The sequence below is a fragment of the Streptomyces sp. MB09-01 genome (genome assembly GCF_033794505.1).
In the GTDB taxonomy this organism is placed as follows: domain Bacteria; phylum Actinomycetota; class Actinomycetes; order Streptomycetales; family Streptomycetaceae; genus Streptomyces.
In genome coordinates this window covers 1-26,227 of record NZ_JARAYQ010000107.1, presented here as the reverse complement: position 1 = coordinate 26,227, position 26,227 = coordinate 1, and the positions used below count along the sequence as shown (strand labels likewise).

Below are 26,227 nucleotides of genomic sequence, written 5' to 3'. Positions count from 1 at the left end.
GGGTGGGAAGGGGGCGGGAGGTGGAACCACAGTTCCTCGCCGAACGTGCAGGCATCAACGCGGACAGCCCCCTGGTCGTCGCGAGCGCCCGCCCGGCGCGAGTCGGCGCAGTCCATCCGGGTGGCCCGTCTGCTGCGCATCGCCTGGCGGCCATCCCCGCCGAAGGGCTGTGGGTCAACCCGGGCCGGGGGCCTGAAAGGCCGGGCCGGGGCCGGCCCGAGACCCGTGCGTGCTTGGAGAGCCTGGTGGCTGCCGCCTGCTGGGTCCACTCTTGCCTCAGCGGCACCAACGCCTCGCCCGCGCGGTCCCGGGGGCCGGACATCCCACGGTGTCCGGCACCGGGGCGGGGGCGACCGCGAAGGTCGTTTCAGCTCGGGGGCCGCGGCTGTGGTGTCAGTGGGCCGGGCTATTCTTCCGGGCACCGCAAACCGATCGTGAGGACCACCAGAAGTGACCGGCCTGTCCGCCTTCCCGCTGCCTTTCCAGACCTCCCGTTCCCCGGCGTTCGCGACGCCCCGCACGCTGCGGGAGCTGCAGATGATGCAGTGCAGCTCGCACCTGCGCGCCAAGCCCGCGTGGTTCGACAAGATGAACGACGCCGACATCGTCGCCAGGTGGACGCGGGAAGCTGTGGCGCAGGGCCTGACCGAAGCGCAGGTGCGCTACGTTCTCGCCGAGCTGGGGCATTACGCCGAGTTGCGGGACGCGCGCACCGGCATCGAGGTGTCCGCGGTCGACGGGGTCTGGCATTCGGACACCCTCGTCGACGAGCAGCTCAGGTCCCGATTGCGGGAGGCGGTCCGGGTCCTGGAAGAGGTCCCCGAAGCGGAGCGGGACTGGCATCCCGGATCCGGCGGCCAGGTGTTGGATCTCGTGCACCCCTCACTGTTCTGCCTGGTGAGGGAGGTGAGCGGAGGTCCCGAGCGGGCCTGGCAGAACCCGACGAACCACTACTCGAAGTACGAGTTCTCGGAGAGGTTCCAGTGGCTGCCCACGGACGTCGACGTCAGTGACGACGGGGCCGTCACCTTCCGCTCGTACGTCAACAACGTCCACCCCGAGGCGCATCGTGCACTGGCGTCCGTCCTGCCGGACGTGTTCGCGCGCCTGCGCCCGCTGTTCGAGAACGTGCTCACCGATCTGCGGCACTCCCGGCCCCTGCGGATCGAGGCCGATCCCTACGGCTGGTACGACTCGGAACCGGAGTATCCGCGCCAGTCGTCCTACAGTGACAACGCGACCTACATGGATGCCCGCGCAGCCTGGGAAGAGGCCTACGAGGCCTGGTGGGAGAACCGCCGCCCGATCGTCCCGGACGCCCCGGCCTTCAGCCCGCCTGCACTGCCCGACGCCTCCGCCCGGGTCGACCTGCGCGGCCGCCGGCTCCAGGTCATCGTCAAGCTCGCCACCGTTCACCTCACCCCGGACAAGCCCGAATACCCCGGCGGCTCCTGGCACGTCGAGGGCATGCTGAACGAGCGGATCGTCTCGACCGGCATCTACTACTGGGACAGCGAGAACATCACCGAGAGCCGGCTGGGATTCCGGGCCGCACTCGACGACCCGCACTACGAACAGAACGACGACGCCGGGCTGCGCGAGGTCTATGGCCTTCAGGACGAAGACGCGCTGAACCAGGTGCTGGGCTCGGTACCGACCCCGGCGGGCCGCTGCCTGGCGTTCCCCAACGTCCTGCAGCACCGCGTGGACGCCTTCCGCCTCGCGGACCCCACCCGCCCGGGACACCGCAAGATCCTCGCGTTCTTCCTGGTCGACCCGGCGGAGCAGATCGTCTCGACCTCCGACGTACCGCCGCAGCAGCCCTGGTCCGACACATCGACCATGACACTCGAGCAGGCCAGGACGTACCGCGAGGAACTCATGAAGGAAAGGAAGTTCTTCGTCGACGAACACAACGAGCAGCTCTACGAAAGGGAGTTCTCGCTCTGCGAGCACTGAACCGCGGGTGCGGGGGCCCAGTCAGGTGTGGTTGCGCGCCGCGAGCGCGGGCCGGGCTCCCGGCGCGACCGGTAGGTCATGGACAACGAGCTCTGGCACGACGCCTTCACCGCCGGGACCGGGTCCTGACCCTGCGGGAGAAGACGCTGCTGGAGAGCGCTGCCGGCCCCGGCACCGACACCCCGGCGGGGCGCGGATCGCGGAGATCCCGGCCTTCTTCGCGTTCCTCCCGCACGAGATGCTCGGAATCATGGAACGCTGGCGGGCCTACCGCTGGACGCACCACCTGGAGTGAGCGGCGCCGGGCCGGGTCGCCTCCTCAGCAGAACTGGCGGGCCGCCTCGGCGGCTCCGTCATTCCAGGCCTTGTTGTAGGTCTCGGTGCGGGGTGCGATTCCCTGCGGCTGCTTGGCCTGGCAGTTGGCCTTGGTCGCCTTGTAGCCGTCGGCGTAGCCCTTGGCCCTCTCCTCGTCCTTCTGAGACTGCTGGCTCTTGGCCTTGGCGCACTTGACGGTGCTCTCACCGTCGTCCACCGAGATGTGGTACTGGCCCTCCTTGGTGATGGGCACGACAAAAGCGCCGTCGGCGTCCACGATGAGGCCACTTCCGGCGTTGCTCGGTCCGATGAACGAAACCTTCTGCCCCTCCTTGAACCCCTCGCCCATGAGCGAGAAGGTGGCTGCACCTGCGGCATCGGTGTTCCGCACCACCGCGCAAACCGCCGTCGGGACGACGGTGGCGGTCTCGGGAGCCCTTTCACTCATTCCGTGAGCGCCGGCGGCCGTGCCAAGTGCGAGCGACGCGGCGAGCGGTGGTGTCAGGAGAGCCAGACATAGTCTGCGGTTCATGGGTCCACCCTCGGATGGGTGGGCTGACCTTCACAGCCCTGGTTCCACCATTGTCGGCGGAGCTCGTGGCCGGCGCATCACAACCAGCGTGACGCAGGCAGACCCGGCGACCGGGCGGGGCCCACCCGACCGTGCGTCCGTACCAGGACCCCTTCCGCCGGCGCGGCCGCGCCGTACTCCTTCGCGTACACGCCGAAAAAGATGTCGTCCGGCACCCTGGCTGAGGTTCAAGGGTCCCGTACGTGCCGTTCGCGCGTCTGCACTACGACGGCGTAGGCCGAGGGGGTTTCTGCATTCCGCACCGCCTTACGCTGGCACATGCGCAGAAGCGTACGAACAGGGACACACTGGTTCCCGTTGCGCAACTTGCGCGACTTCTCTGTGTTCCTCAGCATCTGGCCAACGCGATGCCCAAGCCCGTGAACGTCTCCATCCACACCGGCTCAGCTCGCAAGACCCCACCCATGCGGTAAGAATGCCCAGCGCCCTGGCCTGGCGCGTTCGGCCGATCACGCAGTTGTGAGGGACGAGCACGATGTCGCCCAGGTCGCGGCATCTGCGGCGCCACCATGGCCAGGCGGGTGGGGCGTTGGGGGCGGGCAGGGTGCGTGTCAGGAAGTCGGCGTCCGCTTCTTTGACAGCCGACGCGATTTCCCGGGCCGCTCGCCTGTCGAGAGCGCCGATTGCTCGTTCTATCAGGAGCCGGTCGTCCCAGATGTCGTGGCCCGGCAGGTGCGGTTCGGGCAGGTAGAGCGGCCGTCCCGGACGGCCCACGAACGCTCGCCAGCAACGGACCGCGTGTTCGAGCTGCTGGCCGGGAAGGCCACCCCCACTTCGCCGCTCGCATGGCACTTGTCCTGAAGGCCGCCGTGGCAGCGCTGCAAGCACTGCCGCGTGACGACGCGTTCCGGCGTTGCTGGTCGAGTGACCGAGCGACGGTCCTCGACCTGTACAGGTACGTCACCGGGCGACTGGCACGGAACCCGGAAAACAGCGCAGCCCGTTGGGAGCTGGTCGCGCTCTCGCTGGTCCACGGAGCCAACGACGGAGGACTGTTCCTGCTCGGGCCGGAAATCGCCGCTGACCCGGCGGCCGTGGCGGACGCGGTCACGATCGCGGACCGGGTCGTCCAGGAGCTCGCTTCGACCTCACCCGCGAGCTGCGTGCAGCGTGCTCGCATGACGACCGGCGGGCCCTGGAGGCGCTGGCGCGGACGGACGGCGGAGAGGCGGCGCGCACTGCGTTGCGCGTCCTCGACGGAGGAGCCGCCCTTGACCGCTAGGGGGTGGCCGGGCGCCCTTGCAGGGCTGCGACGATCAGGTCGTGGATGAGGAACTCCCCCGGAGAGCGGTTCTCCTTGAGGCGGGGCAGGTCTTCGGGGCCGAACCAGTCGTACGTGGGGTGCTTGGACGATTCCAAGGCGGGGTGGTCCAGGTCGCCGTCGACTTCGACGAGGTAGTCGGCCTCGTGCCGTACCCCGTGACCGTCGTCGCCGGTCCACGTGGTGATGCCGAGCAGGCGGCGTACCCGGCGCAGGCGCCAGCCCGTCTCTTCGAGGATCTCCCGCGCGAGCGTGTCCAGCAGGGTCTCGCCGGGCTCGACGTGTCCGCCCACGATGTCCCAGCAGTCCGGGAAGAGGCGTCGGTCCGGGCTGCGCTTCTGGGCGAAGGCCCGGCCGTGCCGGTCGAGAATCACCGCGCCCACGGCCCACAGTTCGCCCTCTGCGGGGACGGGTATCTCGACGCCGCTGCTGACGGCGACATCCGGATGCTGGTCTGTTGCCATGGGCCTCAATGGAGTGGCGTGTCTGATCACCGTCCCGGCGCGTTGGCCGGGGGCGACGCCTGGAACACCCCGATCCGTAAGGGGCCGCCGTCCCCGTCCGGCCCGTCGGTCGGTCGGTCAGTCAGTCAGTCAGTCAGTCAGTCAGTCCAGAGTGAGCTGGAAGTACGCCGTTTCCCGGAAGCCTGCGCTCGGCGGGGCCACTTCCACGGTGACCGGGATTCCCTTCCTGCTCGGCTTGATGCGGACAGGAACGGTGCGCTTCTTGTCCGTGCTCAGGGGTGGCATGAGGGCGGCGGCGGACTCCCGCCAGTTCAGCCAGGTCAGGCCGTACCCGGAGGCGTAGTCGTCGAGCGACTTGCCCGCACGGACGACCAGGGGTGCGGAGCCTGAATCCGACACGCTGGCGTCGGACGACTCCCCGCCGGGGCGGAGCTTTTCGTCGGTGTCGTTCTCGTAGGTCACGGTGAGGCTGTAGGTGCCGTCGGGCTCTGCGCGCGGTCGGCTGACGTTTATCTTCAGGCCGTCCTCGTAGCGGGCGGTCGCGCCGGGGCCGAGGGGGTCCGCCACGTATCCGGAAGGGCCGCTCTGTTCCAGCTGGCCGTAGCCGTCGAAGCCCTTCTCGAACTCGGCCAGTGCCCAAGCTCCCAGACCGACCAGGGCAATGAGGACGACGACGGCGATCGCGCAGCCGTTGAACCACCGCGGCGTGTCCGCAGTCGGGGTGTCGGTGGGGGTCGGGTTCGTGTCCATGCAGGTCAGGGTAGGGAGCGGCCGGTGCGCGGATCATGAGCAGGTGTACTCAAACACGCCTGAGTAGCTTCGTACGCCCGTTCCCGCCCTGTCCCGGCTCAGCCCCGCCGGCGCTCGACCGTGGCGGCCGTGCCCAGAGGCCCGAGGGTTAGGGTCGTAGCTGACCACGGCCACTGAGAAGGGGGCTCCGAGATGTACGGAGTAGTGACGGCAGTCAGCAGCAACAGCGAGTACGCGTTCACCAAGCCGAACCGGGACAGCATCACGCTGCTCCCCGGCCTCGGCGTGGAGGGCGACGTGCATGCCGGGGTGACGGTGAAGCACCGGTCGCGCGTCGCGCAGGACCCCACCCAGCCGAATCTGCGCCAGGTTCACCTCATCCACGAAGAGCTCTTCGCCGAGGTCGGTGCAGAGGGATTCGAGGTGGTGCCGGGTGACCTCGGCGAGAACATCACCACCCGCGGGATCGATCTGCTCGGCCTGCCGGTCGGCACGCTGTTGCACATCGGCGAGGGTGCAGTGCTGGAGGTGACGGGCCTGCGCAATCCGTGCCTGCAGATAGACAACTTCCAGGACGGACTGCTGAAGCAGGTCGTCGGCCGCGACCGGGCCGGGAACATCGTGCGCAAGGCCGGAATCATGACCATCGTGAAGGAGGGCGGCACGGTGCGCCCGGGCGACACGATCAAAGCGGAGCTTCCCAGTGGGCCGCACCGGCCCCTGGAGCGGGTCTGACGGCGCTCGGTGCTCCCCATCGGGCGGGCCGGCGCGTCCGCCGCGAGAGCTGCACGATCGATGCTCACGGGGTCGTCCCCGTCCCCCGCCCGGGACGGCCGAGGGGGCGCCCGGCCCCAGCATCACTCCTGGGTGAGCCCGTGGGGCGCTGTTCGCACCCTGCACTGCTCTGCCGTGCGGCTTCGCGCTTCACCGGGCCGGTCCCTTTCGGCGGCAACGGCGCCGGCCGAGAGGAGCGTTGCACTGGCGAGGGTGCCCCAGAGGGCGGCCGGGCCGTGGGGGGCCAGAGCGGTGATGACCGCCGGGGAGACGGCGAGGCCGAGGCCCGTGGAGAGCTCGAAGCGGGCGAGAGTGCGCCCCAGGACGTGGGCCGGGGCGAGGACGGTGACGAGCGCCGTGGCGCTGCCGGCATAGATGATCTCGCCGAGGGTGCAGACCACGGACACCGTGGCGACAGCCGGGGCGCCCCAGCCGTGTCCCAGTGAGGTGGCCGCGAGGAGACCGAGGTAGGACGCCGCGAGTACCACACCGGCGAGGGCCAGCACGGTCCGCCGGGAGAAGCGGGACATCAGGACGGTGACCGGAACCTGAAGGGCGACCACCAGCACCGTGTTGGCCACGAAGATGGCTGCCGACCACACCGGGGATGCGTGCAGTTGTGTCACCAGGACCAGGGGGAGCGCGATTTCGGGGACGTTGAGGCAGAAGGCGTAGAACACGTTGGCGGCGAGCAGCGCGCGCATCCGGGGTGCGGGTCCGGCGTCCCCGTCCTCGGCTGAGGTTGCGTCCGGATGGGCGCGCAGGTGGACCGACCACGCCAGAACGGCCGCGGTGAGGTAGGCGAGCCCCGTGACGGCCGCCAGCGCCTGCAGTGCGCCGGTGCCGCCCGCCAGGCATGCGGTGGCGAGGAGCGCGCCCGCGCCCATGCCGGCGTTGCGCAGGGCGCGGCCTCCCGCGAGAGCGGTGTCGCGTTCCCGACCGTGGGCGATCGTGGCCACGAGAGCCGCGTGGGCGGCGGGCCACGCCTGGTTGCCGGTGCTGAGGAAGAGCGCCGCCGTCCCGAACATCCAGACGTCCCCCGCCGGAGTGGCCAGCAGCAGCGCCACGCCCACCACCCGCACCAGCATGGACGCCGCGACGACCGTGCTGCGTGCGCCGCGGTCCAGCCATCGGCCCACCGCGGGCATGCACCCCAGGCCCACGACGACGCCGACCGTCATGGCGATGCCGGTGGCCGGCGCGGACAGCCTGAGCACGGTGACCCCGTAGAGCAGCAGGAAGGGACGGAGCAGGCCGGTGCCGAGCGCGTCCACGGTCAGGGCGACGGCGTAGCGGGGGCCTCCGCAGGCGCGGACGAGGGCGCGGGGCCGGATCTTGGTAGTGGTCATGGCGTCAACGGTGCGTTCGGCCGCCGGGCCGGCTCCGCGGGTTGACGGACATCGTCAACCGGCGCCGTCGCAGGCCGTGCGGTCGGTGATGATGAGGGGTGACCTTGAGGATCGACATCAGCGGCCTGCCGTCCGAGCGACTGCGGTTCGCCGCCTCCCCGCTGGCCGAGCTGACTGCGATGCTGCACGTGCTGGCCGAACCGGGGCATCATCCGCAGTTCGCCGACTGGGCCGGGGAGGTCTGGGCGGGGCTGCGGCCGGAGCTGGCCGAGCGGTTGCGGGAGGCCGAGTTCCTCTGGCGTTCCTCCCAGGCCGACTTCCTGATCCCCGCGCGACCTCGGCCGACCCTCGCGGAGGAGCTGGACGAGGTGGACCGGATCGACGACGAGACGTACGTGACCGCGGCGCTCGTCACCACGTGCGGCAGCAACCGCGTCCACCTCGCCGCGTCCTCGCCGCTCACCGACGCGACTGCCCGCGAGCGGGCCCTGGACCTGGCCCAGGCCCGCGGCGCGCGGCAAGAGGCGTTCGCGGAACGGCTGCTCGCGGCCCCGTCCGCCGTACGGGCTCGGGTGCGCCACACCCTCGAACAGTGTGCCGAGGCCTTCTTCGACGCCGCCTGGGCGGGCGTCGCCGTGCAGCTCGCCACCGACCTGCGACGGAAGAACGACCTGCTGAAGCGCCAGGGCATCGGGGCGGCGCTCGCATCGGTGTCCGGTGCGGTCGCCCTGGCGCCGGACGGCGACTGCATCATCGTGGACAAACTGCAGGACAAGACGACCGCAGCCCACGGCGCCGGGGTGACCTTCATCCCCAGTGTCTTCGGCCGCCCGCACCTGGTCGCGGTCCACGCGCCCGGATGGCAGCCGGTGGTGCAGTACCCGGTGGCCGAGCCGGGTCCGTCAGAGCCGGTGTCGCTCGAGACGGTCACGCTTCGGCTGGAGGCGCTCGCCCATCCGGTACGGCTGCGGCTGCTGCGCACCCTGGCCCGCGGTCCGCACACCACCGGTGAGCTGGCCCACACCTGGGAGCTCTCGCCCCCGGAGGTCTCCCGCCACCTGGCCGCCCTGCGCCGCGCGGGCCTGCTCACGGCCCGGCGGCACGGACGGTACGTCCGTTACACGCTGAACCTTCCCGATCTGACGGCGCTGGGCACCGACCTGCTGGCGGCGGTACTGCGCTGAGTGTCTCGGCCGGAGACGGGCGTCAGATGCTGCACTGGGTCAGTTCGCCGCCCTGCCGGACGCTGTACTGGCCGGGCGCCACGTTCATGATCTGGAAGCCGCCGTTCTCGGAGATCTCGACGGTCCCGCCGAAGCCGGCCGACCCGTACACGTAGGCCGGGCCCGGAGTGAAGCCACCTCCGGAGAGGTGCACCTTCCCGTTGCCGAGCACGCCCGAAACCGAACAGGTCGCGGCCGGTACGGCAGCCGGCGCGGCCGAGGGGGCCACAGCGAGGGCGGTGGGGGCGGCGACGAGCGAGGCGGCCGCGAGGGGGGTGACGAGGAGAAGGCGTGTGCGCCGGTTCATGAGTCTTTCCTGGCCTTCCTTACCGGGACGAATCGGGAAGTCGCGAGCCCGTCGTGAGCCGCCGTCGCGAGCCGGGAGTCGCGAGCCGGACGTCGCGAGCCGGGAGTCGCGAGCCGGGAGCGAAGGGCTGATGCCGCCGTTTCATCGTCTCCCCGGCCCTCCCCGGGTGCGACCGGGCCGGCAGGCACCGGGGCAGGGGCCCGCCGCGCAGCCCGGCCTCGCCCGGCCGGGGTCTCGCCGCCGGGCCCGGCCGGGCCGCGACGACAAGCGGACTCCGAGGTTCGGATATCGTCCCTGCGTGAAGTTCATACCCCCCCTCACCCAGCGCACGGCCGCCGCCCCGGCCGCCGCACCCGGTGCCCGGCTCGGCTGGCTGGACGCGCTGCGCGGCATCGCCGCTCTCATCGTGGCACTGCACCACTTCGACGTGCTGAGGATGCTGCCCTTCGGGGGCATGATCTGGCGCAACTTCGACATGGGCCTGTTCGGCGTCATGCTCTTCTTCATCGTCAGCGGCTACATCATCCCGGCCTCGCTGGAGCGAAGGGGCGACGTACGCGGCTTCTGGATCGGCCGGATCTTCCGGATCTACCCGGCCCTGATCGCCGCCTTCGTCCTCTCGATCATGATGCTGCCGGACGGGGACGGCTCTGTCGCGCTGCTGCGCACCGGCGACGACCCGGCCTCGCTGGTCGCGAACGGCCTGATGCTCCAGGACCTGCTCGGCGTCATCAACGGCATGAACGTCACCTGGACGCTCTGCTACGAGATGGTCTTCTACTTCTTCGTCACCGCCCTGTTCACCCGTGGTCTGCACCGGCACAGCGCGCCGATCGCGGTGACTCTGGCCGGCGTCGCCCTGGCGATCGGTACGGCCGTCGGCACCCAGCTCCTGAGCGCGGAGATCGGCTCGACCCGGCAGCTCCTGCTGATCGTGACGCCGCTCGTGCTCGTGGGCCTCGCCTGCGTGCTCAGCGGCAAGCGCATGCTGACGGGGACGGGCGCCCTGCTGCTCGCCGGTGTCGGCCTGGTCCTGGTCACGCTGAACGGCCGGGCCCCCGCCTTCGAAACCTGGATGATCTTCGCGACGATGTTCGCCGGTACCGTCGTGTACCGGGCGCAGCACGGACAGCTCGCCCGGGTCCCGGCCCTGCTCTCCTGCGGATTCGTCGTCGTCGCGGGTGTCCTGGTCGGCTGGCTGTACAACCACGGCGAGGCCCTGGAGCGGACCTGGTCCGCGGGCTGGAAGGCCTGGTCGATCGCGTACCTCGCCGCGTGGGTGCTCTTCGGCATCGGCTTCCTCCTACGGGGGCGCCGCTTCCCGAAGGCTCTGACCTGGCTCGGCGCGATCAGCTTCTCGGTGTACCTGCTGCACATCCCGCTGCTGCGCACCGTCGAACCGCTGGTGGGCGTTCCGCCGCAGCCTTCCTCGACGCTGGGCCGGTTCGCATGGACGGCGATCTTCCTCGGCGTCGTCCTGGCCGTCAGCTACCTGATGTACCGCCTGGTCGAGATGCCGATGCAGCGCCTCGGCCGGCGGGTGCAGAAGACGGCGGAGCGCCGCTGGCCACGGAGCGTCCCCACGGCGCCCGTCACCCCTGCGGCCCCTGCCGAGGCCGCCACGGTCCTGTCCGGTACGTCCCGGAACTGATCGGGCCGGACCCGTAGCGAGCTCGCGGCGGCCGCGCGGGAGCCTGTCCGCGAGGGCGGCCGCGGCCGCATAATGCGGCGGTGAACAGCAACCACCTGATCCTCGACTGCAGGCTGCCGTTCGAGGAGCGGATCCGGGGCCTCGTCCGCCAGTGGATCCGCGACGGCCGCGCACGGGACCAGCTCCTGACCGGCAAGGCCTTCTTCGCGGTGTACTCCTGGCACCTCAGGCACCGGGCCGATCACGACAGCCCGGGGGCGGAGTTCGTCGCCGCTTCCTACGCCTCCATCGGCAGCGGCGACGGCTGGGAGGCCATGCTGCGGGAGCGGGCCTCGTGCGACAGCTGCGGGGACCGGTACCGGCTGGAGAACATCGGGCTGTGCACCGGATGCATGCGGTACAGCTGCTACGCCTGCGGTGCCCACGCGTCCTGCTCCGGCGAGATCGTCTGACCGGCGGAGTCCGGGGGAATCCCGGGCGGACGGTGTCCCGTGGGTCGTTGACGGGTGGGTGAGGTCCGGCTGTATAGGGTTTGCCAGCAGTCCGCCAGCGCAGACGTGACCGATCATCAGGGGTGCTGCCGTGGGACCCGTAGGGACTTCCCCCGCGCCCGGGGACCTCGGCTGGAACCGTGGGACGGCGACGCTGGTGCTGCTGTCGTTCGCCATGCTGATCGTTTCGCTCGACCAGTACATCGTGGTCGTGGCACTTCCCGACATCGCCGCCGACCTCGGCTATTCGGCGCAGACGCTCCAGTCGGTCATCAGCGCCTACGCGGTGACCTCGGCCGGGTTCCTGCTGTTCGGCGGGCGTGCCGCGGACCTGCTCGGACGACGTCGCATCCTGGTCACCGGCCTCGCGCTCTACGCCGGGGCGGCGTTCGCGGGGGGCCTCGCGACCGGACCGGGGGTACTCCTCGCCGCTCGCGCGGTCCAAGGTCTCGGTGGCGCCCTGGTCTTCCCCACCACCCTGGCCATCATCAACACCGCCTTCGTCGAAGGCCGTGCCCGCAACCGCGCCTTGGGGATCTGGGGAGGGTCGGGGGCGGCAGGACTCGTCATCGGTGTGCTGCTCGGCGGACTTCTTACGCAGGTGTTCGGCTGGGAAGCCGTCTTCTTCGTCAACGTCGTCCTGGCCGGACCCGCGCTGCTGCTGGCGTTCGTGGTGATCCCCCGGGACGGTGGACGAGAGCGGGGCCGCACGTTCGACCTGCCCGGTGCGCTCAGCGTTTCCTTCGGTGTCACCCTCATCGTGTTCGCCCTCGTGCAGGGCCCCGGATCGGGCTGGCTTTCGCCGGGCATCCTGGTGAGCGCGGTGGCCGGCCTCGTGCTGATCGGGGCCTTCGTGGTCATCGAGCGGCGCAGCTCCGATCCGCTCATGCCGCCCCGGCTGCTCTCCCACCCCAACCTGATCACCGGCGTCGTCATCGCCTTCATGTTCATGGCGACCTTCGGCTCGGTGCTCTACTTCCTGTCCCTCTACTTCCAGGAGGTCCTGGGCTACGACGCCTTGCAGACCGGCGCCGGCTTCCTCGTCCCGACGGCGGTGGTGGTGGCGGGTTCGACCGTCGCGGGACGGCTCGTCACGCGGTTCGGTCTGAGGCGCACGCTGGCCGTGGCCCTCGCCGTCGGCGCGGTCGGCGCGGTCGCACTCGGCCTCGCGGTCTCGCCGAACGGCACGTACATCGAACTCGTTCCTGGCCTCGTGGCGCTCGGCATCGGCGACGGCGTGGTCTTCACCGCCATGTTCATCGCCGCCGGCACCGGGATCCCCGACCGGGACCAGGGCGTCGCCTCGGGCATCGCCTCCACCGGCTCGGGCGCGGGTGCGGCCGTCGGCCTCGCCGGCCTCGTCCTGGTGTCGGCCGCCGGCCTCGACGGCCTCTCCGGAGAACCGCTCCGGATCGCCGGCGCCTACGGGATCCGCACCACACTGTTCGTCGTGGCGGGCGGAATCGCGGCGACCTTCCTCGTCGCCGTGAGCCGGTGCCCGAACCCGTCCGCACCGGTACCCGGCCCGGTGCCGTACCAGACCCGTCGCTGCTGACGGCGCTTCCCGAGGACAGCGCGCCTCGTGCTCGTACGCTCGTCTCGTCCGCAGGAGACTGGTCGACAGCGCCCGCGGGAGGGTCCATGACCGCGCTCGGTGAACTGATCGAGATCGACGACAGAACCGTCCTGCTCCTCGGGCAGGGGCTGGACGTCGAGCATGATCAGCCCGACGTCGGCAATGCCCTCGTACACCGGGCCGGCGACACCCTGGTGCTGGTCGACACCGGCGTTACGACGGTCTTCCGCGCGGCGCTGCGGGAGCGGCCGACCGGGTCGGGCCTGGTCCCCGGCCCTGGTGCTGACCACCCACGGCCATGTCGACCACGTCGGCAACAACGACCTGGCCGACGAGCTGGGTGTGCCGGCCGAGCACTACGTCCCCGCCCCCGACCTCGACCAGATGCGGGACGCTGTGGCCTACTGGGTGCGGTCCTTCGAGCGCATCGCCGGGGTGGCGCCACTGCCCTCTCCGCCCGCGCCGACCATCCGCAAAGTGGTGTCGCTCTTCCAGCCGATGCGGCCCTTCGGCGCGACGACCCGGACCTACGAGGAGCGACCCCTGGAACGGATCCGGATCGGCTCGCTGCGAGGCACCGGCTGGACCTTCGCCGAGGGCGCGGTGCGCGTGCTGCGCAGGCAGGGTCACACCGCCGGGCATGTGATCGTGCACCTCCGGGACTGCGGCGTCCTTCACCTGTCCGACGAGGGCAACGGGCCCTGCGGTGCGATGGTCGACACCGACCACCGAAGCGCCGAGGCGGTGTCGTACCTGGACGGGCTGCTGGAACAGGCCACGGCCCTGCAGCCGGCGGCGCTCGGGCTGACCGCCCAGAGCGGCCAGGTCCGGCCGGAGGCGTTCACCGCCCGGTACACGGAACGCAGCGCCGAGCTGGGGGTCGGCGGCGCCAATCCGCTCCGCGAGCTCGGGCTGCGGCCGCAGTCGGACGAGGTCGACGCGCCCTGGTCCCGTCCCCCGCTCCGGAACCCTGCGTAGACCCGCTGCCGGACCCCACGCAGACCGCTGCCGGGCCGGTTCAGCGTGGCCGCAGCCCGTCGAAGACGACGTCGAAGATCCGCTCCCGGGGTGCCGGATCCGCTCCGAGCTGCTCCAAGGCGCTGCTCGTGCCGGCCAGGAGGGCGATGAACTCCGGCAGGCCCAGCTCCGGGCGGACCGCTCCCGCCCGTTGCGCGCCGGTCAGCAGATCGGCCAGCCGGGCCTGGATCTCCGCGGTCGGCTCCTGCAGGGACGCGTGCACGTCCACCCCGGCCGCAGCCAGAGCCCGGGTGAACTCGCTCTTGCCCTCGGACTGCTCCACCACCAGGCGGAAGCAGGCGAAGAAGGCCTCGGCGGGCCCGGCCTCGGCGGCCAGCCGCGCGGTCCGGGCCGCCATCTCCTCCAGCCTGCGCACCATCACCGCCTCCAGCAGTGCCTCCTTGGTCGGGAAATGCCTGAAGAGGGTGCCGACCCCGACCCCGGCGGTGCGCGCGATCTCCTCGGTCGGCACCCCGACACCGCGGGTGGTGAACACCTCCGTGGCGACCTCCAGCAGCCTGGCCCGGTTCCGTGCCGCGTCCGCCCTGAGTGGGCGCTCCTGACCGCCAGCCATCCTTCTCCGCCTTTCGCAGGCGACGGCGCAGCCACCCTGGACAACCGGAGTCTCCAGTCCGTATCGTGAAAACGGAGTCGCTAGTCCGATTCTATCCACGGTCGCACCGGAGGTTGGTCATGCCCGAAACGCTGTCGCCGCGCGAGGTCTTCCAGAAGCTGATCGAGGGCATCGGCGCAGGGCGGTACACGGAGCTGGCCGAGCTCTACGCCGAGGACGCCGTGGTGGAGACCGTCTTCGAACCGGTCGGGCCGCGCCGGGTCGAGGGGCGGGCCGCGCTCAGGGAACGGTTCGCCCAGGTCTCCGCGGGTTCACCCGTGGAACTGACCCCGGCGAACGTGGTCGTGCGGGAAACCGAGGACGCGGAGGTGATCGTCGCCGAGTTCGACTACCAGGTGCACCACCGGGTCACCGGCCGGACCTTCGAGGCCGCCAACATACTGGTGCTGCGGGTCCGCGACGGCCTGATCGTCAGCAGCAGGGACTACCACGACCACCTGGCCCTCATCGTGGCCGGCGGCAACCTCCTTCAGCTGGTGGAGGCGCTGGAAGGCAAGTAGCACGAGCGCCGCTGCCGGCCCGGTGCCCACGGGGCCGACCGGTGGGCATACTGCTCTCATGGGCCGGTGGAGGAGAGTTTTCACAGGCGCCCGCACTTTCGCAGGTGCCCGTGCACATGCCCGTGCGCGGCTGGGCGAGGCTCTCTTCCTCCGGGTGGCCGGGCCCTCGGGCCCGGCCACCCGGAACCGCATCCACCTCACGCCCGGGCCGCGCTGGTTCGGGCCGGACCACCCGGTCCGGCAGGTCCACGGCGACGCCGCCCTCTTCGTCGGCGGGATCAGCGCCCTGCTGCTGCAGTCCCTGCACCCTCTGGCGATGGCCGCCGTGGCCCGGCACTCCGCGTACCGGGAAGATCCCTGGGGCAGGCTGCAGAGCATCAGCACCTTCCTCGCGTTCACCACCTTCGGCACGGCGGACGACGCGCAACGGGCGGTCGACCGGGTCATCGCGGTGCACAGGACGGTCAGCGGGCGGGCTCCGGGAGGCGAGCCGTACGCGGCCACGGACCCCACCCTCCTGGAGTGGGTGCACGACGCCGAGCTGAGCTGCTTCCTCCGCTCCCACCAGCGCTACGGCTCCCGCCCGCTGAGCGGTCCGGACCAGGACGCGTACGTGGGGGGCATGGCACGGGTCGGCGCGGCGCTGGGTGTCACCGACCCGCCGCGCACCGCCGCGGGACTCGCCGCCCGCATCGAGGGCTATCGGCCGCAGCTGCGCGGCACCCCCGAAGCCGGCGAGGCGGCCCGCTTCATCCTCCGCCACCCGCCCCTGCCGTGGGCGCTGCGCCCGCCCTACGCGGCCCTGGCCGCGGGCGCGGTCGCACTGCTGCCGGACTGGGCCCGGGCGGAGCTGGGGCTCCCCAGGAGATTCCCGCTGGAACGGTGGTGGGTCCGGCCCGTGGCCCGCGCAGCGGTCCGGCTGGTCCGGTGGTCCCTGCCTCCGGCGCCCGTCCCGTCCTGGGCCGCCGCCGTGCCCGATGAGGCATCGGCCCCCTGACGCGCGGCTGCGCCGGGGTTTCGCCGCCCGGGGGCCGGGCAGGCGCCACCATGCGGCTCGGTTCCGGAGCGAGGAGACTTGACGCGAGCGGGCACCGTACCGCGTACCGCGAGCAATCGGCCCGGCCATCGAGAGATCGGCCCGGCCATGGAGGAGGCGCGACATGAGCCGACCGGAGCAACGGGGTCACCGTGTGCCCACACCGCCGTCGGAAGCCGTCGGCGAGAGCGGGGACCGCGAGGCCCGGCAGGCAGCGGACGAAGCCGTGACCGGCCGCGCGAAAGACGCCGGTGGGCGTCACGCCGCCGGCCGTTCCGCCAAACGGCAGAGCCCGGGAATCGGCCGCGAGGAACAGATCCGGCAGGATCCGCAGGGAGACGAGCGCCCGTGAGCAGCCGGAGTACCACCGTGGACGACAGTTGCCTGAGCGCCTTGCAGGAGCTGAAGAGCAAACGCGAGATCAACACGGTCGTCTACCGGCTCAACGAGCTCTTGGACACGGTGGTCGTCGAGAGTCAGGGGAACCTCACGCACGAGGAGATGCAGGAGTCGCTCCCGGCCGACGAACCCAGGTTCGTCGTGTACGACCTGCACTACGCCGCGTCGGACGGAGCCCGCAGGAACGACCTCGTGATGATCCTCTGGATGCCCGACGGAGCGCCGTCGGCGCACAAACTCGCCTACTCCTCCGCCCATCGCGTCCTCCAGGACCTTCTGGACGGAATCCAGGTCACCGTCCGGGCCACGACCGTGTCCGACCTGGCCTACAACGAGCTCGCATCCCAGGCAGCCTGACGGGAGCGGCTACCGGGGCCGGGACCGGGACCGGCGATCGTTCCTGATCGCGGTCCCCCGATCACGTAGGGGCAGATCATGTCCGCTCTGTTGACCGACAGCACCCTGTCCCTGCTCACCCACGGCTACGCGTGGGCCCCCGACCTGCGCCGGGCCCACCATGGTGCGCCCGTGGTCGCCACCCACCTGTTCGGCCGTCGCGCGGCCCTGCTGCACGGGCCCGGGGCCGTCGCCCTGTTCTACGACGAGAGCCGTGTCCAGCGGCAGGGCGCCCTCCCCTCACACGTGCTCGACACCCTTTTCGGCAAGGGAGCGGTCCAGAGCATGGACGGGCCGCCCCACCGGGTGCGCAAGGAGCTCTTCGTCTCCCTGCTCATGTCTCCGGGCTCCATCAGCACCCTGACCGAGAGCGTCGAGGGCGGCTGGCGCGAAGCGGTGAAGGACTGGGAAGGGCGCCGAGTGGTCCTCTTCGACGAGGTGGCCACGCTGCTCACGGGGGCGGTCTGCGACTGGGTGGGTCTGCCGGTCCCGGACGACGCGGCCCGGGAGGTCGCCGAGGACTGCGTCGCCATGATCGACGGCTTCGCCACGGCGGGACCCCGTCGCGTACGGGCCCGACACGCCCGGCACCGCCAGGAGCAGGCCCTCGCGGCTGCCGTCGCCGACCTCCGCGGACTCGGACCGCACCCGGACGGCGTCTTCTCCCCGTCCCGGCACGCGTCAGTGGCCGGGAGCCCCCTGGAGGCGGTCGCACTGCACCGCGAGGAGGACGGCACTCTGCTCGATCCGCACACGGCGGCCGTCGAGCTGTTGAACATCATCCGCCCCACCGTCGCCATCACGTGGTTCGCCGTCTTCGCCTCCCACGCCCTCCACCGCTATCCCGGTGTGCGCGACCAGCTGCGTGCCGGTGGCCGCGTCCAGGCCCGCGCGTTCGCCCACGAGGTCCGCCGCTTCTACCCGTTCGTGCCCTTCATCGGAGCCGTCGCCGCTCACGACCTCTCCCTCGCCGGTCACGGGATCCCCGCCGGGACCCACCTGCTCCTCGACGTGTACGGGCACCACCACGACCCGGACCTGTGGGACCGGCCCTACCACTTCGACCCCGGACGTTTCCTCGGCCAGGAGCCCGGCCGCGACGCGCTGATCCCGCAGGGCGGAGGCGACGCACGCACCGGCCACCGCTGCCCCGGCGAGGACATCACCGTTTCCCTGCTGGCCGCGCTCGCACCGGCCCTGGCCGGTATGGACTTCGCCGTACCCCAGCAAGACCTTTCCATCCCGCTGAGCCGGATCCCGACCCGGCCCCGCAGCGGATTCGTCATCGAAGTCGCACAGGCGCCGCGGAGCCACGGCGCCCGGCGGTTCCAGCCCCAGACGTGAGCCGGACCATGCCGTTGCCCGCGACCTGCCGAAGGCCTACTCGGCGCCGGTGCGGGTAGCCGCCCGGCAGGAGTCACTTCCAGCAGTCGGAGGAGCCATGACGCGAGGCGTCCACGAGGTGATGACCAAGAATCCGGTGACCGTCGAAAAGCTGACGTCACTGGCGGAAGCGGCGCGGGTGATGCGGGACGCCGACATCGGGGACGTGCTCGTCGTCGACGGGGGCCGGCTCTGCGGCATCCTGACCGACCGGGACCTGGTCGTCCGTGCCATGGCCGAGAACCGGGACCCCGCCGAGACGACCGTGCAGGCCGTCTGCAGCAGTGCGCCGGTCACCGTCCGGCGCGACGACAAGGTCGACCACGCCCTCGACCTCATGCGCCGGAACGCCCTGCGGCGCCTGCCCGTGCTGGCCGAGGACGGTGACCTCGTCGGCGTCGTCACGCTGGGCGACCTCGCGGTCGAACAGGACCCGGGGTCGGCTCTCGCGGCGATCTCGGCCGCGGAGCCCGACAGCTGAGCCGCGGAGCCCGACAGCTGACCGGCTCGCAGGCCATGTCCGCCGCTTTCAGCGGCGTCCGCGGCCGCGCCGCACCAGCACGAAGAACACGACGAGCACCGCGCCCGCGCCGAGCAGAGGCGTGCGGTTGACGCGCGCCGCCCTCGCGGCCCGGCCGGCCTTGTCGAGAACCGGGTCCGGGGTCTTCTCCGCCGTCAACTGGCCCGCCCGAAGCACGGCCCGGGCGAGGAACCCGGATGCCCGCGCGGCCCGGTCCCGTACGCGATCGGAGGTGACGGTCCGCACGAGTCCGTCATGGGCGCGCTCGACCTGCTCGCGCAGCTCCTCGGGGGTGGGCGTGCCGATACTGGTTGCCGGTTCGTTGGTCATGAGTGCGCTCTCCTCGATCTCGGCCACGTCGGCCTCGACGCTGGCGACGGTCTCCTCGGGTACGGGCACGGGGGCGTCGGCCTCGGCGATCTGCTCCTACGGTGCGCATCGGGAGCCTCCCCACCGCGATGCGTACGCCCTCGTGGCGCGGTTACCCCGTAATCGACCGTGCACCGGGCCGACCGCCGGGATTCTCGAGCCGTGCGCTCGTGCCGGCCGACCGTTCCCGTACGCGATCGCTGCTGCGGGCGGCGGTCCTGGTCGGGCTCCGCCGTTGGCAGGCCGTCCGTTCGGGTGCAGTCGAGGCCGGGGCGGGATGTCGGCGCGCCTCCGGGTAGGCGTCGTGTATGAACTCATACGCCCCCGGTACCTCGACGGCAGTCGGCCAGGCCTCGGCACTCGATGCGGCATCGGCAGGTTGGCTGAGGACCCTCAGCCTGCTGGAACGGACGACGGTGGCCGATCCGACGATCAGGCTGCTCCAGCGGGGAATCCGCTCGCTTCCCCTGGGCGGGATGCGGGATCTGTTGCGTGGCAGGCCACTGGGACACCCGGTGCATCCCGTCCTGGTGCAGGTGCCGATCGGCTGCTGGCTGTCGGCCGCCGTGCTGGACGTGGTTCCGGGGACGCAGCGTGCGGCAACGACCCTCACGGGCGTCGGGCTGGCCGGGGTCGCGCCGGCCGCGCTGGCCGGCTGGGCGGACTGGGCCGACCTGCCGCCCGCGCAGGCCCGGGTCGGACTGGCCCACGCGGCCTTCAACGTGGCCGCAGTGGCCTGCTACACCGTCTCCCTGACGGCGCGGCTGCGCGGACGCCCGGCGAAGGGCAGGCTGTGGTCGCTGGGCGGCCTGGCCGCCGTCGCCGTCACAGGTGCGCTGGGCGGGCACGTGGCCTACCGGCAGGCCGTCGGAGCTCAGCCCGGAGGCTAAAGGTCGCCCTGGGAGGGCGGTCCGGGAAGCCGGACCGTGACGAGGAGACCGCCGGCGGGGCGGGGGACGAGGTCGAGGGTCCCGTCGTGGGCGCGGACGATGCTGTGCACGATGGCCAGGCCGAGGCCGACGCCGGCGTGCTCGTCGGTGCGTACGCGTTCGGTTCCGCGCTGGAAGGGTTCGGTGAGGGTCGGTACCAGTTCGGGCGGGAGCCGACGGCCCGTGTTCTCGATCCGCAGCACGCTCGTGTCGCCGTGCGCCCCGGTGTGGACCGTCACGGTGCCTCCGGCCGGGAGGTTGTGGACGATGGCGTTCTGGAGGAGGTTCGTCACCATCCGCAGCAGGAGCTCCGCGGAGCCGCTGGTCCGGGCCGCCCCGCCGGTGACGTCGAGCGTGATCCGGCGCTGTTCGGCGAGGGGAAGCAGGGTTTCGGCGGCCTCTTCGGCGACGAGGGAGAGGTCGACGCTCTCCGCGCGGAAGTTCCCGCGGTCGCCGCGGCTGAGCAGCAGGAGGGCCTCGGTGAGGTCGATCGCCCGCGTATTGACGGCGTGCAGGCGTTCGATGAGTTCGCCCCGGTCCCGCGTGGGGTCCTTGCGGGCGACGTCGAGGAGCGTCCGCGAGATCGCCAGCGGGGTGCGCAGTTCGTGGGAGGCGTTCGCGGCGAACCGCTGCTGCTCGGCGACGTGGGACTCGAGTTGTCCGAGCATCGAGTCGAACGCGTCGGAGAGTTCGCGGAACTCGTCCTGGCGGCCCGTCATGCGGATGCGATGGGACAGCGACCCGTCTGCGGCCGTGCGTGCGGCGTCCGTGATCTGCGTGAGGGGTGCGAGCATCCGGCCGGCGAGGAGCCATCCCCCGACGAGGCCGAACACGAGCAGGAAGGCCATGGCCACGGCCGCGGCGGGGGCGAAGGTGCGCACCAGCAGGTAGCGGTTGGGCGAGATCCCCAGCAGCCCCTGGGAGTTGTCGGGTACGTAGCGCAGCAGGAACACCCACACCACGGCCAGCAGGAGCGCGCCGGCGACGGCGAGGAATCCGGCGTAGCTGAGGGTGAGTTTGAGACGGACGCTGAGCCCCGGGCGTCTACGCATGCGGACGGCCGGTGTCGATCCGGTAGCCGACGCCGGGCACCGTGGCGATGATCCACGGTTCGCCGAGTCGTTTGCGCAGGGCGGAGACGGTGATGCGCACGGCGTTGGTGAGGGGGTCGGCGTTCTCGTCCCAGGCCCGTTCCAGTAGTCCTTCTGCGCTGACGATCCCGCCCTCGGCGGCGACGAGGACTTCCAGCAGGGCGAACTGCTTGCGGGTGAGCGCGACGTAGCGTCCGTCGCGGAAGACCTCCCGGCGGAAGGGGTCGACCCGCAGGCCCGCGATCTCGCGCACCGGGGGCCGGGCGTGCGCGCGTCTGCGGTCGAGCGCCCTCAGCCGCAGGACGAGCTCACGCAGGTCGAACGGTTTGGTGAGGTAGTCGTCGGCGCCGAGCTCGAACCCGGAGGCCTTGTCGTCGATGCGGTCGGCGGCGGTGAGCATGAGGATCGGGATGCCGCTGCCGGAGGCGACGATGCGCCGGGCGACCTCGTCGCCGGAGGGGCCAGGGATGTCGCGGTCGAGGACCGCGAGGTCGTAGGAGTTGACGCTGAGCAGCGCCAGGGCGGAGTCGCCGTCGCCGGCGATGTCGGCGGCGATCGCCTCGAGCCGCAGGCCGTCACGGACGGCCTCGGCCAGGTAGGGCTCGTCCTCCACGATCAGTACGCGCATGTCCGAAGCCTAAGCAGCACGGCATATCGCCGGCGTATCCGAAGATGTGTACACACCGGCCACGCGACTCAGCCTGCCGGTACCGGCGCCGGGCGGGGCCGGTCCGCCGACGCTGGCGCCGAGGTGCACCACCAGCGGCGCGACGCCAGCGCGGCCAGCGCGGCCCCGGCGGCGTTGACCAGTACGTCGTCCACGGAGGACACCCGGTCCAGCCGCAGGGCGTACTGCGCGGTTTCGACCAGGACCGAGCAGCCCGCCCCGAGCGCCAGGATCCGCGGCACGGATGCCAGCGCCGCGCACCGCATCGGCGCGAAGAACCCCAGCGACGCGAAGACCAGCAGGTTGCCGACGATCCCGAGCGACCCCATCGTGACCAGGTCCCGCAGCGGCACCAGGCTCATCCGGCCGGGGACGGTGCCGGCCCCGGCGCCCGGCATCATGGTCAGCCACACGAACGGCACCGTCCCGTGGACCATGCCCACCTCGGCCAGCGACATCCGCCACGCCGATGCGACGCCGGCGGCACGCCGACGGCGCGCCAGGGCCCACACCACCAGCCCGGCCAGCGGCAGCGCGACCAACGTCATGAGCACCACACCGTTGAACGTGTCGAAGCAGCCGTGCCACCGCCCGGCCATGCACCTCGGAGCGGACATCATGAGCGGTTTTCGCACGGCGTACGCGGCGCTCGCCGTGCCGAGTGCCGCCAGGCCGAGGAGCACGGTCCTGCGCGTGCGGCGGGTGGGTGCGAACAGGGGTCGGTCGTGGTTCATGCCGCCATTGGAGACGGGGTGCCGTTGCGGTGGCGTATGCGGTTTTCGATACGCCCGCGATACACGGGGCCCGGACTCGGCGAGTCGAGTCCGGGCCCCGTGTTCCTCGCGGGTGTCAGGCGATCGGTCCGCCGAAGGGGCCGCCCATGCCGTAGTACATGCCCAGCTGCTCGCGGTAGTCCGCGTCGCCGAGGTGCTTCTCCCGGTGGAACTCCGGGGAGTCCTTGATCTGTTCCTTGGTGCGGTCCACGTGGATCACCCGCTGCTCCGGGTCGACCATGATCACGGTGCTGGCCGGCAGGAGCACTTCCTTGCCGAAGATCCATACACCGGTGTCCACGACCAGATAGGCGTCACCGACCTCGTCGGAGTGCTTGTCGACCTTGCCGATGCTGCCGTCGACCGCCTCGACCTTGTAGCCGGTGAGGTCGGTACCGGCCAGATGGCCCGACGTCGACTTGTAACTCCACACATGCTCAGTCACGCGAAACAACTCCTCCGGTGAACGAAAGGGCGGCGAGGGAGGTTTCCCGGCCCCTTCTCTTTCCGTTTGTCGTGCGCGGCGGATTTCCCGTTCCGCTCGAACTCCGCCTCCGGAAGCGCGTATGCCCCGGCTTTCCCGTTCTGCACGTCCGGCGAGGTCTTCGCGGCGCGGCGTACGCGGCGTACGCGGCGTACGCGGCGTGCACGCCGTGCACGCCGTGAGGTGGCGTGCGCGGCGTGCGGTGGCCGTCAGCCCTCACGGCCCGGCAGGAGCTCCTTGGCCTTGGCGACGGCGAAGCCCCAGCCCTGGGCCAGGGTCGGTTTCCCGGGCACGGCGACTTCCTCCGGGTTGGTGAGCACGTCGAGCAGGACCGGTCCCGGCGTCTCGAAGGCCCGGCGTACGCCCTCGTGGAGATCGGCCGGGTCGGTGACCCGGATCCCCGTCAGGCCGAGGGCCGTGGCGACCGCGGCGAAGTCGGGGTTGTCGAGTTCCGTACCGAACTCGGGCAGGCCCGCCTGCTCCTGTTCCAGCTTGACCATGCCCAGGCGGCGGTTGTCGAAGACGACGAGCTTCACCGGCAGCCGGTACGTCCTGATGGTCATGAGGTCGCCGAGCAGCATGCTCAGCCCCCCGTCCCCGCACAGCGCGACGATCTGCCGGTCGGGGGCCCACAGTTGGGCGCCGAGGGCCTGGGGCATGGCGTTGGCCATCGAGCCGAGGTTGTACGAGCCGATCAGGCGGCGGTCGCCGCGCATGGTGACGAAGCGGGAGAGCCAGACGGTGGCCATCCCCGTGTCGGAGGTGAACACGGCGTCCTCGGCGGCGTACTCGTCCACCGCCGCGGCCAGCGCCTCGGGGCGGATGGCGTGCTCGCGGTTGTCCAGGGCGGCCCGCAGCTTCCCCGTCCAGCGGTGCTCGTGGGCGGGGTCGGCCAGCCGCTGCTGCCCCTCCTGCCAGTCGGCGAAGCGCTTCCGGGCGTCGTCGAGGTGGCTGCGGTCCGGGGCCGCCTCCAGCAGCGGCAGCAGGGCCCGCAGCGTGGCGCCGACGTCGCCTGCCAGACCCACGTCCACGGGGGTGCGGCGCCCCAGGTGCTCCTCGCGGGCATCGACCTGGATCACCTTGACGTCCTTCGGGTACCACTCCCGGTAGGGGAAGTCGGTCCCCAGCATGAGGAGCACGTCCCCGCTGTCGAGGGCGTGGGCGGCGGCGGGGTTGCCGATGAGACCGGTCTGGCCCACCTGGAAGGCGTTGTCGTCCTCGAAGCCCTCCTTCGCCTTCAGCGTGAGCACCATGGGCGCCGCCAGCAGCTCGGCGGTCCGCAGGACCTCGGTACGGGACGCGCGGGCGCCCTGGCCGACGAGCAGGGTCACGCGGGAGCCGGCGTTCAGCAGCTCGGCCGCCCGGGCGAGGGCCGGGTCGTCGGGCCGGGTGACGGCGCGGTCGAGGGCGAACCGCGTGGGCCGGTCGTCGCCCACTTCCTGATCGCCCAGGTCGCCGGGGACGGTGAGGACGGCCACTCCGCCCCGGGTCACGGCGGCGCGTACGGCGGATTCCAGCAGGCGCGGCATCTGGGCCGGCGAGGTGACGGTGGCCCGGTGGACGGCGACGTCGCGGAAGAGCAGGTCGTTGTCGACCTCCTGGAAGTAGTCGCTGCCGATCTCTGCGAGGGGGACCTGGCCGCAGATCGCGAGGACGGGGGTACGGCTCTTGGCGGCGTCGTAGAGGCCGTTGAGCAGGTGCACGGAGCCGGGTCCCACCGTGCCCATGCACACACCGAGGGTCCCGGAGAGCTGGGACTGCGCCGAGGCTGCGAAGGCCGCGGCCTCCTCGTGCCGGCAGCCGACCCAGTTCAGGCCGACGGAGGTGCGGATGGCGTCGGTCAGCGGGTTCAAGGCGTCGCCGACGACGCCGAAGACGTGCTGGACGCCCAGTTCCTCGAGTGCGTCGACGATGACGTGGGCGACGGTGCGTGCCACAGGAGTGCCCTTCGTTTGCCGGTTCAGCGGGTGAAGCGGTCGGGATCGGCCGCGTACCGGTCGGCTGCCCAGCTTTCGGGCGGCGATGCGAGCGGCCGTCCGGCCAGGGCGGTACGGGTACGGCCGCGGCCGCCGGCGCGCCGTTCACCCGGGTTTCCGCGAGGTGATGGTCGCCTCCGGCTGAGCCGTGCGGCGGCCCTCGGCTCCGGCGGCGGCGTCCGGTCCGCCTGCAGGTCCGGGTGCCGGGTCCAGAAGGACGCGCGGCAGGGCGTCCGGGTGCTTCTCCGCGAGCCAGGCGACCAGTTGCTCCCGAACGGCACAGCGCGCCGTCCACAGGTCGTCGGCGTCCTTGGCCGTGACGATGACCCGCAGGACGACGGTGGAGGGCGTCGTCTCGGTGACGGCGAGGTCCCAGCCGCGGCCGTCCCACTCCTTGCAGTTGTGCAGGATCTCTTCGGTCTTGTCCCGCATGAGGTCCACGGGCACGCGGTGGTCGCAGTGGAGGAAGACGGTGCCGGTCATCTGTACACCGCCGCGCGACCAGTTCTCGAAGGGGCGGGTGGTGAAGTACGAGACGGGCATGGTGATGCGGCGTTCGTCCCAGGTGCGTACGGCGAGGAAGGTGAGGGTGATGTCCTCGACCACCCCCCACTCGCCCGCCACCACGACGGTGTCGCCGATGCGGACCATGTCGCCGAAGGCGATCTGGAAGCCGGCGAACAGGTTTCCGAGGGTGGACTGGGCGGCGACGCCGGCCACGATTCCGATGATTCCGGCGGAAGCGAGCACGGAGGTGCCGAGCGCGCGGAAGCTCGGGAAGGTGACGAGCATCGCGGCGACCGCGACGAGGGCCACGACGACCGTGACGACCCGCATGATCAGGGTCACCTGGGTGCGGACTCGGCGCAGCCGGGCCGGGTCGCGGGTGGCAGTGGCGTAGCGGGCGTACCCCGACTCGACGACGGCGGAGGCCACGGCCACCGTCAGCCAGGCTCCCGCGCCGATCAGGGTAAGCGAGAGGACCCGGCCCACCGCGGCCGCGTGGTCCTGCAGCGGTGGCCATGCGATCTGCCGGTAGGCGCCCCTGAGCAGCGCGGCGAGCAGAACGATCTGCAGGGCGCGGCGGCACCGGCGCAGCAGGTTCCACAGGGGCGTTTCGGGGTGGCGGGCGTCGGCTCGGCGCAACAGCAGGTCGAAGACCCATCCGGCCGCGAAGGTGAGCAGGATCGAGCCGCCCAGGACGGACAGCACACGAAGAGCGCTGTTCATATCTCCTCAACGGATGTAGGTGACATGGACGTTCACGCCCCTGCCCCGTAGGAGGGAGCTGACACAGGAGGACGAAGACCGGCGGGTGCGGCGCGGGGCCCTGGGGGTGGG

Annotated in this window: 26 protein-coding genes; 13 read left to right on the top strand and 13 right to left on the bottom strand. The window is 71.5% G+C overall.

Features of this window, described 5'->3' with window-relative positions; translation table 11 throughout:
* The first annotated feature begins 450 nt into the window (after positions 1 to 450).
* Positions 451 to 1,959 (top strand): DUF4246 domain-containing protein, encoded by a 1,509-nt coding sequence (locus PV721_RS22330; protein ID WP_319727146.1) that lies wholly within the window; start codon positions 451 to 453, stop codon positions 1,957 to 1,959.
* Between the two features lie 319 nt (positions 1,960 to 2,278).
* Here the strand turns inward: PV721_RS22330 and PV721_RS22325 are convergent, their stop codons facing one another.
* The 3 genes from PV721_RS22325 to PV721_RS22315 form a co-directional block, all read right to left on the bottom strand.
* Positions 2,279 to 2,722, bottom strand: coding sequence for a hypothetical protein (locus tag PV721_RS22325; protein ID WP_319727145.1), 444 nt, complete (start codon positions 2,720 to 2,722; stop codon positions 2,279 to 2,281).
* 1,362 nt (positions 2,723 to 4,084) lie between these two features.
* Positions 4,085 to 4,591, bottom strand: a complete 507-nt coding sequence (locus PV721_RS22320; RefSeq protein WP_319727144.1) for an NUDIX hydrolase — start codon at positions 4,589 to 4,591, stop codon at positions 4,085 to 4,087.
* Between the two features lie 141 nt (positions 4,592 to 4,732).
* Positions 4,733 to 5,341: a hypothetical protein gene (locus PV721_RS22315; RefSeq protein ID WP_319727143.1), complete on the bottom strand. Its 609-nt coding sequence runs from the start codon at positions 5,339 to 5,341 to the stop codon at positions 4,733 to 4,735.
* Positions 5,342 to 5,533: 192 nt separating this feature from the next.
* On the opposite strand from PV721_RS22315, the gene PV721_RS22310 reads away from it, so the two are divergent.
* Positions 5,534 to 6,076, top strand: a complete 543-nt coding sequence (locus PV721_RS22310) for an MOSC domain-containing protein (RefSeq protein ID WP_319727141.1) — start codon at positions 5,534 to 5,536, stop codon at positions 6,074 to 6,076.
* 122 nt (positions 6,077 to 6,198) lie between these two features.
* Here PV721_RS22310 and PV721_RS22305 read toward each other — a convergent pair whose 3' ends face one another.
* Positions 6,199 to 7,464 (bottom strand): MFS transporter, encoded by a 1,266-nt coding sequence (locus PV721_RS22305; RefSeq protein WP_319727139.1) that lies wholly within the window; start codon positions 7,462 to 7,464, stop codon positions 6,199 to 6,201.
* 98 nt (positions 7,465 to 7,562) lie between these two features.
* Here PV721_RS22305 and PV721_RS22300 point away from each other — a divergent pair, with 98 nt between their 5' ends.
* Positions 7,563 to 8,648: a helix-turn-helix domain-containing protein gene (locus PV721_RS22300; RefSeq protein WP_319727137.1), complete on the top strand. Its 1,086-nt coding sequence runs from the start codon at positions 7,563 to 7,565 to the stop codon at positions 8,646 to 8,648.
* 22 nt (positions 8,649 to 8,670) lie between these two features.
* On the opposite strand, the gene PV721_RS22295 is transcribed toward PV721_RS22300, so the two are convergent.
* The gene (locus PV721_RS22295) at positions 8,671 to 8,994 is read right to left on the bottom strand and encodes a hypothetical protein (protein ID WP_319727136.1); all 324 of its coding nucleotides are present in this window, start codon (positions 8,992 to 8,994) and stop codon (positions 8,671 to 8,673) included.
* 298 nt (positions 8,995 to 9,292) lie between these two features.
* Between PV721_RS22295 and PV721_RS22290 the strand changes: the two genes are divergently transcribed.
* The 4 genes from PV721_RS22290 (at position 9,293) to PV721_RS22275 (ending at position 13,690) form a co-directional block, all read left to right on the top strand.
* Positions 9,293 to 10,645: an acyltransferase gene (locus PV721_RS22290; RefSeq protein ID WP_319727135.1), complete on the top strand. Its 1,353-nt coding sequence runs from the start codon at positions 9,293 to 9,295 to the stop codon at positions 10,643 to 10,645.
* 80 nt (positions 10,646 to 10,725) lie between these two features.
* Positions 10,726 to 11,097, top strand: coding sequence for a hypothetical protein (locus PV721_RS22285; protein ID WP_319727134.1), 372 nt, complete (start codon positions 10,726 to 10,728; stop codon positions 11,095 to 11,097).
* A 130-nt stretch (positions 11,098 to 11,227) separates the two neighbouring features.
* On the top strand, positions 11,228 to 12,691 hold the full coding sequence (locus PV721_RS22280; RefSeq protein WP_319727132.1) for an MFS transporter: 1,464 nt from the start codon (positions 11,228 to 11,230) through the stop codon (positions 12,689 to 12,691).
* 300 nt (positions 12,692 to 12,991) lie between these two features.
* Positions 12,992 to 13,690, top strand: coding sequence for an MBL fold metallo-hydrolase (locus PV721_RS22275; protein ID WP_319727131.1), 699 nt, complete (start codon positions 12,992 to 12,994; stop codon positions 13,688 to 13,690).
* A 40-nt stretch (positions 13,691 to 13,730) separates the two neighbouring features.
* Here the strand turns inward: PV721_RS22275 and PV721_RS22270 are convergent, their stop codons facing one another.
* Positions 13,731 to 14,303, bottom strand: a complete 573-nt coding sequence (locus tag PV721_RS22270) for a helix-turn-helix domain-containing protein (RefSeq protein ID WP_319727130.1) — start codon at positions 14,301 to 14,303, stop codon at positions 13,731 to 13,733.
* A gap of 119 nt (positions 14,304 to 14,422) precedes the next feature.
* On the opposite strand from PV721_RS22270, the gene PV721_RS22265 reads away from it, so the two are divergent.
* The 5 genes from PV721_RS22265 (at position 14,423) to PV721_RS22245 (ending at position 18,558) form a co-directional block, all read left to right on the top strand.
* A complete protein-coding gene (locus PV721_RS22265; protein ID WP_319727129.1) occupies positions 14,423 to 14,863 on the top strand; it encodes a nuclear transport factor 2 family protein in 441 nt (146 codons plus the stop codon).
* 154 nt (positions 14,864 to 15,017) lie between these two features.
* Positions 15,018 to 15,860, top strand: a complete 843-nt coding sequence (locus tag PV721_RS22260) for an oxygenase MpaB family protein (protein WP_319727128.1) — start codon at positions 15,018 to 15,020, stop codon at positions 15,858 to 15,860.
* 387 nt (positions 15,861 to 16,247) lie between these two features.
* Positions 16,248 to 16,655, top strand: coding sequence for an actin depolymerization factor/cofilin-like domain-containing protein (locus PV721_RS22255; protein ID WP_319727127.1), 408 nt, complete (start codon positions 16,248 to 16,250; stop codon positions 16,653 to 16,655).
* A 78-nt stretch (positions 16,656 to 16,733) separates the two neighbouring features.
* A complete protein-coding gene (locus PV721_RS22250) occupies positions 16,734 to 18,038 on the top strand; it encodes a cytochrome P450 (protein WP_319727126.1) in 1,305 nt (434 codons plus the stop codon).
* A gap of 97 nt (positions 18,039 to 18,135) precedes the next feature.
* On the top strand, positions 18,136 to 18,558 hold the full coding sequence (locus tag PV721_RS22245) for a CBS domain-containing protein (protein WP_319727123.1): 423 nt from the start codon (positions 18,136 to 18,138) through the stop codon (positions 18,556 to 18,558).
* A 48-nt stretch (positions 18,559 to 18,606) separates the two neighbouring features.
* On the opposite strand, the gene PV721_RS22240 is transcribed toward PV721_RS22245, so the two are convergent.
* Positions 18,607 to 18,996, bottom strand: a complete 390-nt coding sequence (locus tag PV721_RS22240; RefSeq protein WP_319727121.1) for a hypothetical protein — start codon at positions 18,994 to 18,996, stop codon at positions 18,607 to 18,609.
* A gap of 278 nt (positions 18,997 to 19,274) precedes the next feature.
* Here PV721_RS22240 and PV721_RS22235 point away from each other — a divergent pair, with 278 nt between their 5' ends.
* On the top strand, positions 19,275 to 19,856 hold the full coding sequence (locus PV721_RS22235; protein ID WP_319727120.1) for a DUF2231 domain-containing protein: 582 nt from the start codon (positions 19,275 to 19,277) through the stop codon (positions 19,854 to 19,856).
* On the opposite strand, the gene PV721_RS22230 is transcribed toward PV721_RS22235, so the two are convergent.
* From PV721_RS22230 to PV721_RS22205, 6 genes are all read right to left on the bottom strand, one after another.
* On the bottom strand, positions 19,853 to 20,947 hold the full coding sequence (locus tag PV721_RS22230) for a HAMP domain-containing sensor histidine kinase (RefSeq protein WP_319727118.1): 1,095 nt from the start codon (positions 20,945 to 20,947) through the stop codon (positions 19,853 to 19,855). The two genes, PV721_RS22235 and PV721_RS22230, sit on opposite strands and share 4 nt — an antisense overlap.
* A complete protein-coding gene (locus PV721_RS22225) occupies positions 20,940 to 21,614 on the bottom strand; it encodes a response regulator transcription factor (protein WP_319727117.1) in 675 nt (224 codons plus the stop codon). Before PV721_RS22225 ends, PV721_RS22230 begins: the two co-directional genes overlap by 8 nt.
* Positions 21,615 to 21,682: 68 nt before the next feature.
* Positions 21,683 to 22,387, bottom strand: coding sequence for a VanZ family protein (locus PV721_RS22220; RefSeq protein ID WP_319727116.1), 705 nt, complete (start codon positions 22,385 to 22,387; stop codon positions 21,683 to 21,685).
* 115 nt (positions 22,388 to 22,502) lie between these two features.
* A complete protein-coding gene (locus PV721_RS22215; protein ID WP_319727115.1) occupies positions 22,503 to 22,871 on the bottom strand; it encodes a PRC-barrel domain-containing protein in 369 nt (122 codons plus the stop codon).
* 248 nt (positions 22,872 to 23,119) lie between these two features.
* A complete protein-coding gene (locus tag PV721_RS22210; protein WP_319727114.1) occupies positions 23,120 to 24,847 on the bottom strand; it encodes a thiamine pyrophosphate-dependent enzyme in 1,728 nt (575 codons plus the stop codon).
* 144 nt (positions 24,848 to 24,991) lie between these two features.
* A complete protein-coding gene (locus PV721_RS22205) occupies positions 24,992 to 26,116 on the bottom strand; it encodes a mechanosensitive ion channel family protein (RefSeq protein WP_319727113.1) in 1,125 nt (374 codons plus the stop codon).
* Positions 26,117 to 26,227: the final 111 nt, after the last annotated feature.